The 13,141-nt window shown below is 56.3% G+C and carries 13 protein-coding genes and 5 tRNA genes; 2 read left to right on the forward strand and 16 right to left on the reverse strand.

The features are described from left to right. Positions 1–40: 40 nt before the first annotated feature. From ACOTY5_RS10300 to mltB, 16 genes are all read right to left on the reverse strand, one after another. Entirely contained in the window at positions 41–469 is a 429-nt protein-coding gene (locus tag ACOTY5_RS10300) for a YqaA family protein (RefSeq protein ID WP_017692791.1), read from the reverse strand. Then, positions 466–1,032 (reverse strand): fructose-1-phosphate/6-phosphogluconate phosphatase, encoded by a 567-nt coding sequence (yqaB, locus tag ACOTY5_RS10305; protein ID WP_421631909.1) that lies wholly within the window; start codon positions 1,030–1,032, stop codon positions 466–468. The genes ACOTY5_RS10300 and yqaB overlap by 4 nt, the downstream gene beginning before the upstream one ends. Before the next feature lie 117 nt (positions 1,033–1,149). Further along, positions 1,150–1,226: transfer RNA gene (locus ACOTY5_RS10310), tRNA-Arg, on the reverse strand. 29 nt (positions 1,227–1,255) lie between these two features. Continuing rightward, positions 1,256–1,332, reverse strand: a tRNA-Arg gene (locus ACOTY5_RS10315). 29 nt (positions 1,333–1,361) lie between these two features. Continuing rightward, positions 1,362–1,438: transfer RNA gene (locus ACOTY5_RS10320), tRNA-Arg, on the reverse strand. 64 nt (positions 1,439–1,502) lie between these two features. After that, positions 1,503–1,579 (reverse strand) — tRNA-Arg (locus tag ACOTY5_RS10325). Between the two features lie 4 nt (positions 1,580–1,583). Then, positions 1,584–1,676: transfer RNA gene (locus ACOTY5_RS10330), tRNA-Ser, on the reverse strand. Positions 1,677–2,018: 342 nt separating this feature from the next. Further along, positions 2,019–2,204 (reverse strand): carbon storage regulator CsrA, encoded by a 186-nt coding sequence (csrA, locus tag ACOTY5_RS10335; protein WP_000906486.1) that lies wholly within the window; start codon positions 2,202–2,204, stop codon positions 2,019–2,021. A gap of 241 nt (positions 2,205–2,445) precedes the next feature. Continuing rightward, positions 2,446–5,073: an alanine--tRNA ligase gene (gene alaS, locus ACOTY5_RS10340; RefSeq protein ID WP_015571666.1), complete on the reverse strand. Its 2,628-nt coding sequence runs from the start codon at positions 5,071–5,073 to the stop codon at positions 2,446–2,448. 131 nt (positions 5,074–5,204) lie between these two features. Beyond that, the gene (gene recX / locus ACOTY5_RS10345; protein ID WP_017382782.1) at positions 5,205–5,705 is read right to left on the reverse strand and encodes a recombination regulator RecX; all 501 of its coding nucleotides are present in this window, start codon (positions 5,703–5,705) and stop codon (positions 5,205–5,207) included. Positions 5,706–5,773: 68 nt separating this feature from the next. After that, entirely contained in the window at positions 5,774–6,832 is a 1,059-nt protein-coding gene (recA, locus tag ACOTY5_RS10350) for a recombinase RecA (protein ID WP_015571667.1), read from the reverse strand. 89 nt (positions 6,833–6,921) lie between these two features. Then, entirely contained in the window at positions 6,922–7,419 is a 498-nt protein-coding gene (pncC, locus tag ACOTY5_RS10355; RefSeq protein ID WP_003862172.1) for a nicotinamide-nucleotide amidase, read from the reverse strand. 130 nt (positions 7,420–7,549) lie between these two features. Next, positions 7,550–8,428, reverse strand: coding sequence for a metal ABC transporter substrate-binding protein (locus ACOTY5_RS10360; protein ID WP_022649141.1), 879 nt, complete (start codon positions 8,426–8,428; stop codon positions 7,550–7,552). Positions 8,429–8,442: 14 nt separating this feature from the next. Further along, positions 8,443–9,303, reverse strand: coding sequence for a metal ABC transporter permease (locus ACOTY5_RS10365; RefSeq protein WP_015571669.1), 861 nt, complete (start codon positions 9,301–9,303; stop codon positions 8,443–8,445). Continuing rightward, positions 9,300–9,953, reverse strand: coding sequence for a metal ABC transporter ATP-binding protein (locus tag ACOTY5_RS10370; protein ID WP_017382783.1), 654 nt, complete (start codon positions 9,951–9,953; stop codon positions 9,300–9,302). Before ACOTY5_RS10370 ends, ACOTY5_RS10365 begins: the two co-directional genes overlap by 4 nt. A gap of 312 nt (positions 9,954–10,265) precedes the next feature. Continuing rightward, the gene (gene mltB, locus ACOTY5_RS10375) at positions 10,266–11,366 is read right to left on the reverse strand and encodes a lytic murein transglycosylase B (protein ID WP_015571672.1); all 1,101 of its coding nucleotides are present in this window, start codon (positions 11,364–11,366) and stop codon (positions 10,266–10,268) included. Positions 11,367–11,617: 251 nt separating this feature from the next. On the opposite strand from mltB, the gene srlA reads away from it, so the two are divergent. Next, positions 11,618–12,181, forward strand: coding sequence for a PTS glucitol/sorbitol transporter subunit IIC (gene srlA / locus ACOTY5_RS10380; RefSeq protein WP_015571673.1), 564 nt, complete (start codon positions 11,618–11,620; stop codon positions 12,179–12,181). Continuing rightward, a complete protein-coding gene (gene srlE, locus ACOTY5_RS10385) occupies positions 12,178–13,137 on the forward strand; it encodes a PTS glucitol/sorbitol transporter subunit IIB (RefSeq protein ID WP_045141877.1) in 960 nt (319 codons plus the stop codon). Before srlA ends, srlE begins: the two co-directional genes overlap by 4 nt. Positions 13,138–13,141 lie beyond the last annotated feature (4 nt).

A 13,141-nucleotide genomic window follows, 5' to 3' on the forward strand; every position in this document is an offset into this window, starting at 1 on the left:
TAATGGTTGACGATTGAAGGTCGCGAATTCATTCCACCAATTAGTGCCACCACGTCATACCCTGTAGTGTTACCCATGCCAGTAAAACATAGCGTAACGCCTTGCCAAGGCACAAAAAAAAGAGCACCGGTCCCCAGGAAATGCGCATCCATCCCGCCAGTAGACACAGTAAATCGCCTATTACAGGCATCCAGCTTAATAACAGCGTGGCAGCGCCATAGCGTTTTAGCCAGCCGACTGCCTTTTCCTGCCAGCGAGATTTTTCGCGTAGCGGAAAGAAACGTCCAAGAATAACGTTAGTCAGCCCTCCAAGGCTATTACCCATTGTTGCTATTAAGACCAGCAACCAGGGCTGACTTACGCCGGACAACAGCATCGCCACCAGCACCACTTCCGAATTCCCCGGTAAGAGGGTGGAGCTTAAAAAACTGCTGGCGAATAATGAAGCGAGTGACAGCGCGTCACTCACAGTAAGCGAACGTCCACCGCCGCCATTCCGGCATCACGCGCGGCCTGAATGCCAAAATCAGCATCTTCAAACACCACGCATTTTGCAGGTGGAACACCCATTAATTCTGCACAGAGCAGGAAGGTATCCGGTGCGGGTTTGTGATGTTTAACATGATCGGCGGCAACGACGGCAGAAAAATAGTGGCGCAGGCCAAGGTGGTTGAGTAGCGCTTCAGCAATCGCGCTCTCGCTGCCCGTACCGACAGACATAGTACGACGCCCGTGCCACTCCTTGACGACGTCAATGAGTGGTAAAGGCTGCACGGTGTCTAACAGTATGGCTTTTACGGCGTCGGTTTTTTCACGCGCGAGCTGATGCGGGTCGAGATCGGCCTGATTCAGCTCAATCACGGCCTGTGCGATACGCCAGGTGGGCGATCCATTGAGGGCAATCATCGCCTGTAAATCGAAACGCATACCGTAACGGCCCAGGACTTCGGTCCAGGCCTGACGATGCGTGGGTTCGGTATCCAGGAGGGTGCCGTCCATGTCGAAGATCAAACCGTCATACTGTGCGTACATCGTGCTCTCGCTAAACGATTAACAAAGCATTACTTTATCGTAAAAGGGGATTTTTGTCGCTGACAGAGAGAGTGATTGCTGACGAAACGTCGAAGGAATAAACAAAGGGGGAGAATATGGTGCATCCGGGAGGATTCGAACCTCCGACCGCTCGGTTCGTAGCCGAGTACTCTATCCAGCTGAGCTACGGATGCATCGGGGAAATGCTTTTAGAAACAGTAAATGGTGCATCCGGGAGGATTCGAACCTCCGACCGCTCGGTTCGTAGCCGAGTACTCTATCCAGCTGAGCTACGGATGCATCAGGGAACTGCTTTCAGAAATAGTAAATGGTGCATCCGGGAGGATTCGAACCTCCGACCGCTCGGTTCGTAGCCGAGTACTCTATCCAGCTGAGCTACGGATGCATCGGGATTTACTACTGTACTGCTCGATATTCATATCACTTCGAAAGCAATATGAAGTAATAGATGGTGCATCCGGGAGGATTCGAACCTCCGACCGCTCGGTTCGTAGCCGAGTACTCTATCCAGCTGAGCTACGGATGCAAAATGGCGGTGAGGCGGGGATTCGAACCCCGGATGCAGCTTTTGACCGCATACTCCCTTAGCAGGGGAGCGCCTTCAGCCTCTCGGCCACCTCACCACACAACGCCTCTTTCGAGTGCTTCGAGCAACTCGTTAAGAGCTTCTCGTCGCTGCGTGGCGCATATATTACTTTCTGGGACTTATAAGTCAAACAATTTTCCACATGCTTTTTTCGTTTGCACAATTCGCACGCAATTCGCATGTAAAAGCCGCAAAGAGAGTGTTTTATAAGCGGATTTTGCAGGCATCTTCACAGAATTGTGTTGAGAGAAGCGCGTCTTTTGGATGAGATAAGATTATGAGAGTGGTCAAAAACGAAGCGTTTGAAATAGAACGGTAACTTTATGCAGGAAAAATAGCAGGAGGGTTGCGTCTCGCCCGACAGCGAGACGCGACAATATCAGTAACTGGACTGCTGGGATTTTTCAGCCTGGATACGCTGGTAGATCTCTTCACGGTGGACAGATACTTCTTTAGGAGCGTTAACACCAATACGTACCTGGTTACCCTTTACCCCTAAAACTGTCACGGTGACCTCATCCCCAATCATGAGGGTCTCACCAACTCGACGAGTCAGAATCAGCATTCTTTGCTCCTTGAAAGATTAAAAGAGTCGGGTCTCTTGTATCCCGGCATTATCCATCATATAACGCCAAAAAGTAAGCGATGACAAACACGTAAAGTGTAAGCAGTCACGGCATCACATTCTGTTAAACGTAAGTTTAGCCGATATACACAAACTCAACCTGACTTTATCGTTATCGATAGCGCAGTGAGCAAGACGCCATAACGTTACCGCTATGGCGTCTGCTTGTGCTTTGTAGTTATTACAGTTTCGCGCTTACCCAGCTTTCAACGCTGGCTAATGCCGCGGGAAGTGCCGCCGCATCCGTACCACCGGCTTGCGCCATGTCCGGACGACCGCCACCTTTGCCACCCACCTGCTGGGCGACCATGCCAATCAGTTCCCCTGCTTTAACACGATCCGTCACATCCTTAGAGACGCCCGCAATCAGAGAAACCTTACCCTCTGCGACCGTTGCCAGCACGATAACCGTCGAACCAAGCTGGTTCTTCAGATCGTCGACCATGGTACGCAGCATCTTAGGCTCAACGCCCGCCAGATCGCTGACCAGCAGTTTGACGCCCTTAATGTCTACCGCTTTGCTGGAGAGGTTTGCGCTCTCCTGCGCCGCAGCCTGTTCTTTCAGCTGCTGGAGTTCTTTTTCCAGCTGACGGGTACGATCCAGCGCGACACGCACTTTTTCGCCCAGGTTCTGACTATCGCCTTTCAGCAGCTGCGCGATCTCGTGCAGCTGGTCGCTCTGCGCATGCAGGCTGGCAATCGCGCCTTCCCCGGTCACCGCCTCAATACGGCGCACGCCTGCCGCCGTCCCCGACTCGGAAACGATGCGGAACAAGCCGATGTCACCGGTGCGGGATGCGTGAGTACCGCCACACAGTTCGGTAGAGAAGTCGCCCATGCTCAGCACGCGAACGCGGTCGTCATATTTCTCGCCAAACAGCGCCATCGCACCTTTCTTCTTCGCTGCCTCGAGATCCATGATGTGGGTTTCGATTGGCAGGTTACGGCGGATCTGGGCATTCACCAGGTCTTCCACCGCACGAATTTCAGACGGCTTCATCGCTTCAAAATGCGAGAAGTCGAAACGCAGCACTTTGTCATTAACCAGAGAACCTTTCTGTGCAACGTGCGTACCCAGCACTTCGCGCAGGGCTGCGTGCATCAGGTGGGTTGCCGAGTGGTTCAGACGAATGCGCGCGCGGCGAGCCTCGTCAACGTTGGCCTGAACGCCCTCGCCCACTTTCAGAGAGCCGGAAACCAGTTTGCCCTGGTGACCAATCGCCTGACCGTATTTCTGGGTATCGCTTACGCTGAAGCTGAAGCCATTGCCTTTCAGTTCGCCTTTATCGCCAACCTGACCGCCCGATTCCGCATAGAACGGCGTTTTATCCAGGATAACAACCGCTTCCTGGCCCGCGCTAATGCTGTCTACGGCTTTACCGTCAACAAACAGCGCGGTCACATTGCTGGTCAGGGCCAGCTCTTCGTAGCCTTTAAATTCAGACGCGCTATCAACGCGGATCATCGCGTTGTAGTCCGCGCCAAAACCGCTGGATTCACGCGCACGACGACGCTGTTCTTCCATTGCGGCTTCAAAGCCTGCTTCGTCAACTTTGATGTTGCGCTCGCGGCAAACGTCCGCGGTCAGGTCAACCGGGAAGCCGTAGGTGTCGTACAGGCGGAAAGCGGTTTCGCCATCCAGCGTGTCGCCCTTGAGTTTCGCCAGCTCGTCGTCCAGCAGCGCCAGACCGCGTTCCAGCGTACGGGCAAACTGCTCTTCTTCGGTTTTCAGAACCTGTTCAACCTGCGCCTGCTGGCGTTTCAGCTCGTCACCGGCAGAGCCCATCACGCCAATCAGTGGCCCAACGAGTTTATAGAAGAAGGTGTCCTTCGCGCCCAGCATGTTGCCATGGCGGATCGCACGACGAATGATACGACGCAGCACATAGCCACGGTTTTCATTCGACGGGATAACGCCGTCAGCAATCAGGAACGCACAGGAACGAATATGGTCTGCGATAACGCGCAGTGATTTGTTGCTCAGATCGGTTGCGCCCGTTACCTCAGCAACGGCTTTGATCAGGGTGCTGAACAGGTCAATCTCATAGTTGGAGTTAACGTGTTGCAGAACGGCCGCGATACGCTCAAGGCCCATACCGGTATCTACGGACGGTTTTGGCAGCGGCTCCATGGTGCCGTCGGCCTGACGGTTGAACTGCATGAAGACGATGTTCCAGATCTCAATGTAGCGATCGCCATCTTCTTCCGCGCTTCCCGGAGGGCCACCCCAGATGTGGTCGCCATGATCGTAGAAGATCTCGGTGCACGGACCGCAAGGGCCGGTGTCGCCCATCTGCCAGAAGTTATCAGACGCGTAAGGCGCGCCTTTGTTGTCACCGATACGGATGATACGTTCGCGCGGGATACCCACTTCTTTTTCCCAGATGTCGAACGCTTCGTCATCGGTCTCATACACGGTCACCCACAGACGCTCTTTCGGCAGATTGAACCAGTTTTCACCGGTCAGCAGTTCCCACGCGTATTGAATGGCGTCGTGTTTGAAATAGTCGCCGAAGCTGAAGTTACCCAGCATTTCGAAGAAGGTGTGGTGGCGCGCGGTGTAACCGACGTTTTCCAGATCGTTGTGTTTACCGCCCGCACGCACGCAACGCTGTGAGGTTGTGGCGCGGGAATAATTACGCTTGTCGAGACCAAGGAACACATCCTTGAACTGGTTCATCCCGGCGTTGGTAAACAGCAGAGTCGGGTCATTGTTCGGTACCAGGGAGCTGCTGGCAACAACCTGGTGTCCCTTACTATGGAAAAAATCGAGAAACGCCTGACGGATCTCAGCGGTGCTCTTGCTCATAATTATCCTGAAATCAAGCTAACGAAATGTCGCAGCAGATCTGTATCTGTAAACAGTTGGACGGACCAGCTACTGGAAAAAGTGGGAATAAGATAAGTTTTCTTTAGTGGGAAGTAAAATCCCGCATGCGTTCAATCGGTAAAATTACGCCAGATATCCTGAATATCTTCCATCAGGAAGCCGCGGTAGAGCAAAAAGCGCTGGATTTTAACTTTTTCTGAAAATTCACGCGGCAGCGGCTCACCGTACTTTCGTACCGCCTGCTCACGCGCCAGTTCGCACCAGTCAATTTCACTTTCGCGCATGGCTTTTTCAATCGATTCACGGGCTACCCCTTTCTGGTTCAGCTCCTGGCGGATACGCGCTGGCCCATAGCCTTTACGACCACGGCTGGCAAGAAAGCGAGCGGCAAAACGGCCGTCATCCAGATAGTGATGCTCGTAGCACCAGGCAACCACGCGGTCATAATCTTCCGCGGTGGCATCAATGTCTTCCGGACCGTTTTTGCTCATGACGGGCGCTGACAGTTTCCGCCGCAGCTCCTGTTCGCTATGGTCACGCACGGCAAGAATACGCACGGCCCGATCCAGCAAGCGTGAGTAGGCTGGTCGGCGTGATGTCGGTTCACTCATAAAAAACCTGTCGATTCAGAAATGCAAAAAGGGCCGCATCAGCAGCCCTTCATTTTTATCCGAGAGGATTAAAAGTCTTCGTTGGTTTCTTCAGCATCCGCGCCGTCGACCACGAAATCAGGTTTAGAGTCCTGGTTGTTCAGCAGGAGTTCACGCACCTTCTTCTCAATCTCTTTCGCCGCCGCCGGGTTCTCTTTCAGCCAGGAGATAGCATTCGCTTTACCCTGACCAATCTTGTCACCGTTGTAGCTGTACCATGCGCCCGCTTTTTCAATCAGCTTCTCTTTCACGCCCAGGTCAACCAGCTCGCCGAGGAAGTTGATACCTTCGCCGTAGAGGATCTGGAACTCAGCCTGTTTGAACGGTGCTGCGATTTTGTTCTTCACAACCTTCACGCGGGTTTCGCTACCGACTACGTTATCCCCCTCTTTCACCGCACCGATACGGCGGATATCCAGACGGACAGAAGCGTAGAATTTCAGAGCGTTACCGCCGGTGGTGGTTTCCGGGTTACCGAACATTACACCAATTTTCATACGGATCTGGTTGATGAAGATCAGCAGCGTATTGGACTGCTTCAGGTTACCCGCCAGCTTACGCATCGCCTGGCTCATCATACGTGCCGCGAGGCCCATGTGAGAGTCACCGATTTCACCTTCAATTTCCGCTTTTGGCGTCAGCGCCGCAACGGAGTCGACGATGATCACGTCAACCGCACCTGAGCGCGCCAGCGCGTCACAAATTTCCAGTGCCTGCTCGCCGGTGTCCGGCTGGGAGCACAGCAGGTTGTCGATATCAACGCCCAGTTTACGGGCATAGACCGGGTCCAGCGCGTGCTCGGCATCGATAAACGCACAGGTTTTACCTTCGCGCTGTGCCGCCGCAACAACCTGCAACGTCAGGGTAGTTTTACCCGAGGATTCCGGACCGTAGATTTCTACGATACGGCCCATCGGCAAACCGCCAGCGCCCAGTGCGATATCAAGAGAAAGCGAACCAGTGGAGATAGTTTCCACATCCATGGAACGGTCTTCACCCAGGCGCATGATGGAGCCTTTACCGAATTGCTTTTCGATCTGGCCCAGTGCTGCCGCCAACGCTTTCTGTTTGTTTTCGTCGATAGCCATTATTACTCCTGTCATGCCGGGAGAAGCAACTGCGCTTCACCATGGACTTCTGTTCTGTTGAGGCAATTATACTGTATAGTCATACAGTATCAAGTATTTTGTAGAAATTGTTGCCAGAGCGTTTTTAACGCGTATTCCGTTGCCTGACGACGCACGCTTTCGCGGTCGCCGCTGAAGCATTCCCGGCGGGTGATCCCTTCACCTTTTGAGGTGGCGAAGCCAAACCAGACGGTGCCGACAGGCTTCACGTCGCTGCCGCCGTCCGGCCCCGCGATACCGCTGATGGAGATAGCGTAATCTGCGCGCGCCTCTTTCAGCGCGCCAATCGCCATCTCGATCACCACCGGCTCGCTGACCGCGCCATGCTGCTCAAGCGTGGCTTCACGCACGCCGATCATCTGCGCTTTCGCCTCGTTACTGTAGGTCACAAAGCCGCGTTCAAACCAGGCGGAACTGCCAGCAATATCAGTAATTGCTTTCGCCACCCAGCCGCCGGTGCAGGATTCTGCGGTCGTGAGAGTCGCGCCGCGCTGTTTCAGCGCCAGCCCCACCACTTCGCTTAGCTGCATCAATTCATGGTCAGTCATTCTCGCTCCAGGCCTTAGAAAAACATGCAGCACAAGATAGCACTTTCTCATCAAATATGGGGATGCGCGTCGGGTTTTACGAGGGGGCTTCAGAAAAAAGCCGATGCGGACGCATCGGCCAGAGAGACGCTTATTTCATGCTGTTAGCGAGGGTGTCCACATTGTGGCGAAACGCCTTGACGTAGGTGTCCGCCACGCCGCCCTTCGCGGACAGCGCTTCCGGGTAAAGTTCACCACCCGGCTGGGCGCCCGTGGCGGTCGCAATCTGCTTCACCAGGCGTGGGTCAAGCTGGTTTTCCATAAACCAGGTTTTCACGCCGTCAGCTTTAATCTGATTGATGATCTCCGCTACCTGCGCCGCGCTGGCTTCACTCTCAGACGACAGCCCCTGCGGCGCCATAAACGTCACGCCGTAGGCGCGGCTGAAATAGCCGAAGGCGTCGTGGCTGGTCAGCACTTTGCGCTTCGCCTGTGGGATGTCGCTGAAACGCTTTTTAGCCCAACCGTCCAGTTGAGAGAGCTGCGCAATATAGGGTTTACCGGTAGCTTCAAGCGCCGCCGTATCTTCAGGATCGGCCTTCACCAGCCCTGAGAGAATATTTTGCGCATACAGCGCGCCGTTCGCCGCGCTGTTCCACGCGTGCGGATCGGTCACGGTTTTACCGTCCTCTTCCAGCGTGTGCGTTTTCACGCCGTCCGAAGCAACCACCAGTTGGCCTTTGAATCCGGAGGCTTTCACCAGACGGTCGAGCCAGCCCTCCAGCCCCAGCCCATTGACCACCACCACGTCAGCTTTACTCAGCGCCGCGCTGTCTTTGGGCGAAGGTTCGAAAGTATGGGGATCACCGTCCGGCCCCACCAGCGTCGTCACCTTCACACGATCGCCGCCAACCTGCTGCGTGATGTCTCCCAGGATGGAAAAGCTGGTCACCACATTAAGCGTTTTCGCCATTACGCCGTGCGTCATCATGCCGAGCGCGAGCGCCACGGCTAATCCTGTACGTTTCATCGTTTCCCCTTGCGTTAAAAAAGCGCCCGCAGGCTATCCGCCAGCCTGCTGCGCGTGCCAAATAAAACTGAAATAAAGAACAATGCGCTGGCGGTCAGCACAATGGAGGGCCCGGCGGGCAGACTCACTGCCCAGGAAAGGCTTAAGCCCAGCCACGCGCAAAAAATACCGCTGATACCCGCCATCAAAAGTAACCCTGGCAATGTGCGCACCCAGCAGCGTGCCGCCACGGCGGGTAACATCATCAGCCCGACGGCCATCAGCGTGCCGAGCACCTGAAAACCGGCTACCAGGTTGAGCACCAGCAGCGCCAGAAACAGACCGTGTAACATCCCGGGCAGCCAGCGCGCGTTCACCTGCAACCACGCGGTATCAAACGCTTCGCTGACCAGCCCCCGATAAAAAATCGCCAGCGTGAGGAGCGTGAACATGCAAACGCCCGTCACGAACAGGGCTGACGCGCTATCCACGGCGAGAATGGAGCCAAACAGAAGATGAAGCAGATCGACATTTGAACCGCGCAGCGACACCAGCGTGACGCCCAGCGCCAGCGAGCCCAGGTAAAACCCCGCGAAGCTGGCATCCTCTTTAAGCGGCGTGCGGCGGCTGACCAGCCCGGCCACCAGCGCAACGGCGATCCCGGCAATAAACCCGCCGACAGTCATTGCCAGCAGCGACATCCCGCTGAGCAGATAGCCCACCGCGACACCCGGCAAAATGGCGTGAGAAAGGGCGTCCCCCATCAGGCTCATCCGACGCAGTTGAAGAAATACGCCCAGCGCAGTGGTGCTGACGGAGAGCGCCAGGCAAACCACCAGCGCGCGCCGCATAAAGCCGTACTCAATAAACGGCTGGAAGAAGAGATGCCAGATCATGCCACCCTCACCCGCTCGGTTTTCCAGTGCGGCGTATCAGCATCCAGCCGCAGCGTTTGTGGGAAGTGACGCGAGACGCGTTCGCTGTCGTGCAGTACCGCCAGCAGGGTCTGCCCCTGCATATACATCTCCAGCATCAGATCCATCAGCACGTTGCAGGTCGCTTCATCGACGCCGGTGAAAGGCTCATCCAGCATCACCAGCGGCGCCTGCTGCACCAAAACGCGGGCAAACAGCATGCGCTGAAACTGGCCGCCGGAAAGTTCATCTATGGTAGAGAACGCCATGGACTCCAGCCCCACGCGCTCCAGCGCGCCAGCAATGCGCATGCGGGTATCCCGACGAAAACCGGCAAACAATGAGATTGCTGGCCAGCAGCCCATACTCACCACGTCCTGCACGGTCAGAGGAAATTGCGCCTCCAGCGCGTGACGCTGCGCCAGCCAGCCCACCACCGGACGTCTCCCCTGCCAGCGAAACGTACCGCTGACGGGCGGAATAAAGCCGGCGAGCGTTTTCAGCAGCGTGGATTTGCCGCAGCCGTTGGCCCCGACGATAGCGGTCATGCTCCCGCGTTCAATCACGCCGGACAGCGCGCGCGTAACGGGCTGGCGATCGTAACCCGCCACCAGGTCGTTCATCACGATCATGGCAACGCCACCGCCCAGCGCACGGCCAGGCCGAGAAACAGAATGAGCACCAGCGCCAGCAGCAGCCGAACCGGGGATGAGAGAGAAAACAGGGACATGGATATCTCAATTCAAAAATAATGTTATAACATAACAATAATAAAAGCCGGTTAAGATGTAAACGGTGGGAGTGAAATGAGAGTGTGGCGAAATGTTACTGCAAAATTCCCCTCTCCCGTGGGAGAGGGTCAGGGTGAGGGCATCAGGCCGCACCGTGCATGCAGCCATGCCGGGTGGCGGCGTTGCCTTACCCGGCCTACCCGTCAGGGTAACTTACTGGCTAAACGGTGACGCTGCCGGCACACGCGCCTGAGACACCGCCAGCCCCAGCTGCCACACCGCCATCGCATAGTGCGTGCTGTGGTTGTAGCGGGTAATGGTGTAGAAGTTCGGCAGCCCGAACCAGTACTGATAACCGGTTCCGACATCCAGGCGCAGCAGGCTCACCTGGTCAACATTGCCCAGCGGCTGCGACGGCGTTAAGCCTGCCGCTGCCAGCTGCGCCACGCTGTATTTGGTTTTAAATCCGTTTTCCAGACCAAACGCCTCGCCGTTCGCCTGCACCGCCACCTGGCCGCCCGGCGTCCAGCCATGCGCTTTGAAGTAGTTGGCCACGCTGCCAATGGCGTCTTCGGGATCCCACAGGTTGATGTGACCATCCCCGTTAAAATCTACCGCGTACTGCTTATAGGAGGACGGCATAAACTGGCCGTAGCCCATTGCCCCGGCGAACGACCCTTTCAGATCGAGCGGATCGTCCTGTTCGTCTCGCGCCATCAGCAGGAAGGTTTCCAGCTCGGAAGAGAAATACTCGGCGCGGCGCGGGTAGTTGAAGGAGAGCGTCGCCAGCGCATCAAGGATGCGGGTTTTACCCATAATGCGTCCCCAGCGGGTCTCGACCCCAATAATACCGACGATGATCTCCGGCGGCACGCCATAGACCTGCCACGCACGGTTCAGGGCGTCTTCATACTGATTCCAGAACACCACGCCATTCTGCACGTTGTCCGGGGTAATAAACTGTTTGCGATAGCGCAGCCACGCGCCGTTTGGCCCGGTCGGCACCTGGGCTGTCGGCGCCTGCCTGTCCATCAGGCGCAGCACATAGTCCAGACGCTTCGCCTGAGACAAAATGGCATGCAGCTGCTGGCGGTCAAAACCGTGCTTGCTCACCATTTTATCGATGAACTGTTCGGCCGCAGGGTTATTCGCGAAGTCGCCGCCCATCTGCATCATATTGTGCTGCGGCTCCAGCAGGAATCCTCCGGAAGGCGCGCCCGCCGTTGGCTGAGCGGCTTCGGTCTTGGGTTTGCTACTACAGGCGGACAGGAGAATAAGCGCAGGCAACAGCGCTGCATAACGACGCTTGAACATGTGGCATCCATTTAACGAGTTCGGTAAGAACCCAGTATGGTAAAGCATCCCCAACTCCTCAAGGAAGCGGTACGCACCTCCCCGACGCAAATCCGTGCTTTTTTCCACCAAAAATTATTCACCTCACCAATAAACTTTCAAAATAATACATTTTTCTTTCATTGTGAGATCTGATTAACACTTCAAAACCTTTCAAAGTGATTATTATTAGCCGCAGATAGACAAAAACAAACGCCCTACAGGAGAGAATAATGATAGAAACCATCACCCACGGCGCCGAGTGGTTCATCGGGCTGTTTCAGAAAGGCGGCGAGGTATTCACCGGCATGGTGACCGGGATCCTGCCCCTGCTGATCAGCCTGCTGGTGATCATGAACGCCCTGATTAACTTTATCGGCCAGCAGCGTATTGAACGCTTCGCCCAGCGCTGTGCCGGCAATCCGCTGTCCCGCTACCTGATCCTGCCCTTCATCGGCACCTTTGTGTTCTGCAACCCGATGACCTTAAGCCTCGGCCGCTTTATGCCAGAGAAGTACAAGCCGAGTTATTACGCCGCCGCCTCCTACAGCTGCCATTCAATGAACGGCCTGTTCCCGCACATTAACCCCGGCGAGCTGTTTGTTTACCTCGGGATTGCCAGCGGTCTCACTACGCTGGGACTGCCGCTCGGCCCGCTGGCGGTGAGCTATCTGCTGGTCGGCCTGGTGACCAACTTCTTCCGCGGCTGGGTAACGGACCTCACAACCGCCATTTTTGAGAAAAAAATGGGCATTCAGCTTGATGAGAAAGTCCAGCTTTCGGGAGCCACAGTATGAACCGGATCCGCATAGAGAAAGGCACGGGCGGCTGGGGCGGCCCGCTGGAGTTCGACGCCACCGAAGGCAAAAAGATCGTCTACATCACCGCGGGCACGCGCCCGGCGATCGTCGACACGCTGCGCGAGCTGACCGGCTGGGAAGCAGTCGACGGCTTCAAAGAGGGTGAGCCGCCGGAAGCGGAAATCGGCGTGGCGGTTATCGACTGCGGCGGCACCCTGCGCTGCGGCATCTACCCGAAGCGCCGCATTCCGACGGTGAATATTCACTCCACGGGCAAATCAGGCCCGCTGGCGCAGTACATCCTTGAGGACATTTATGTCTCGGGCGTGAAGGAGGACAACATCACGCTGGTGAATGGCACACCCGCGCCGCAAAAAGCAGCCCCGCGCGACTACGACACCAGCAAAAAAATCACCGAGCAGAGCGACGGCCTGCTGGCGAAGGTCGGGATGGGGATGGGGTCCGCCGTGGCGGTGCTGTTCCAGTCCGGGCGCGACACCATCGACACGGTGCTGAAAACCATTCTGCCGTTTATGGCGTTCGTCTCGGCGCTGATCGGCATCATCATGGCCTCCGGCCTCGGCGACTGGATTGCCCACGGCCTCGCCCCGCTCGCCAGCCACCCGCTCGGCCTGGTGACGCTGGCGCTGATCTGCTCCTTCCCGCTGCTGTCGCCGTTTCTCGGCCCGGGCGCGGTGATTGCCCAGGTCATCGGCGTGCTGATTGGCGTGCAGATTGGTCTGGGGAATATTCCCCCGCACCTCGCCCTGCCCGCCCTGTTTGCCATTAACGCTCAGGCGGCGTGCGACTTCATCCCCGTCGGGCTGTCACTGGCGGAAGCGCGCCAGGAGACCGTGCGCGTGGGCGTCCCCTCCGTGCTGGTGAGCCGCTTCCTGACGGGCGCGCCAACGGTGCTAATTGCCTGGTTTGTCTCCGGCTTTATTTATCAATAAGAGG

It is taken from the genome of Enterobacter cloacae complex sp. SHL018 (assembly GCF_049237905.1).
Classification (GTDB): domain Bacteria; phylum Pseudomonadota; class Gammaproteobacteria; order Enterobacterales; family Enterobacteriaceae; genus Enterobacter; species Enterobacter hormaechei_C.

Excerpts from the sequence above, each read along its gene's own strand:
- ACOTY5_RS10370 (WP_017382783.1), bottom strand. The coding sequence starts at position 9,953 with ATGATCGTGATGAACGACCTGGTGGCGGGTTACGATCGCCAGCCCGTT.
- ACOTY5_RS10365 (WP_015571669.1), bottom strand. The coding sequence starts at position 9,303 with ATGATCTGGCATCTCTTCTTCCAGCCGTTTATTGAGTACGGCTTTATG.
- yqaB (WP_421631909.1), bottom strand. The coding sequence starts at position 1,032 with ATGTACGCACAGTATGACGGTTTGATCTTCGACATGGACGGCACCCTC.
- mltB (WP_015571672.1), bottom strand. The coding sequence starts at position 11,366 with ATGTTCAAGCGTCGTTATGCAGCGCTGTTGCCTGCGCTTATTCTCCTG.
- alaS (WP_015571666.1), bottom strand. The coding sequence starts at position 5,073 with ATGAGCAAGAGCACCGCTGAGATCCGTCAGGCGTTTCTCGATTTTTTC.
- recA (WP_015571667.1), bottom strand. The coding sequence starts at position 6,832 with ATGGCTATCGACGAAAACAAACAGAAAGCGTTGGCGGCAGCACTGGGC.
- ACOTY5_RS10360 (WP_022649141.1), bottom strand. The coding sequence starts at position 8,428 with ATGAAACGTACAGGATTAGCCGTGGCGCTCGCGCTCGGCATGATGACG.
- pncC (WP_003862172.1), bottom strand. The coding sequence starts at position 7,419 with ATGACTGACCATGAATTGATGCAGCTAAGCGAAGTGGTGGGGCTGGCG.
- srlA (WP_015571673.1), top strand. The coding sequence starts at position 11,618 with ATGATAGAAACCATCACCCACGGCGCCGAGTGGTTCATCGGGCTGTTT.
- recX (WP_017382782.1), bottom strand. The coding sequence starts at position 5,705 with ATGAGTGAACCGACATCACGCCGACCAGCCTACTCACGCTTGCTGGAT.
- srlE (WP_045141877.1), top strand. The coding sequence starts at position 12,178 with ATGAACCGGATCCGCATAGAGAAAGGCACGGGCGGCTGGGGCGGCCCG.
- csrA (WP_000906486.1), bottom strand. The coding sequence starts at position 2,204 with ATGCTGATTCTGACTCGTCGAGTTGGTGAGACCCTCATGATTGGGGAT.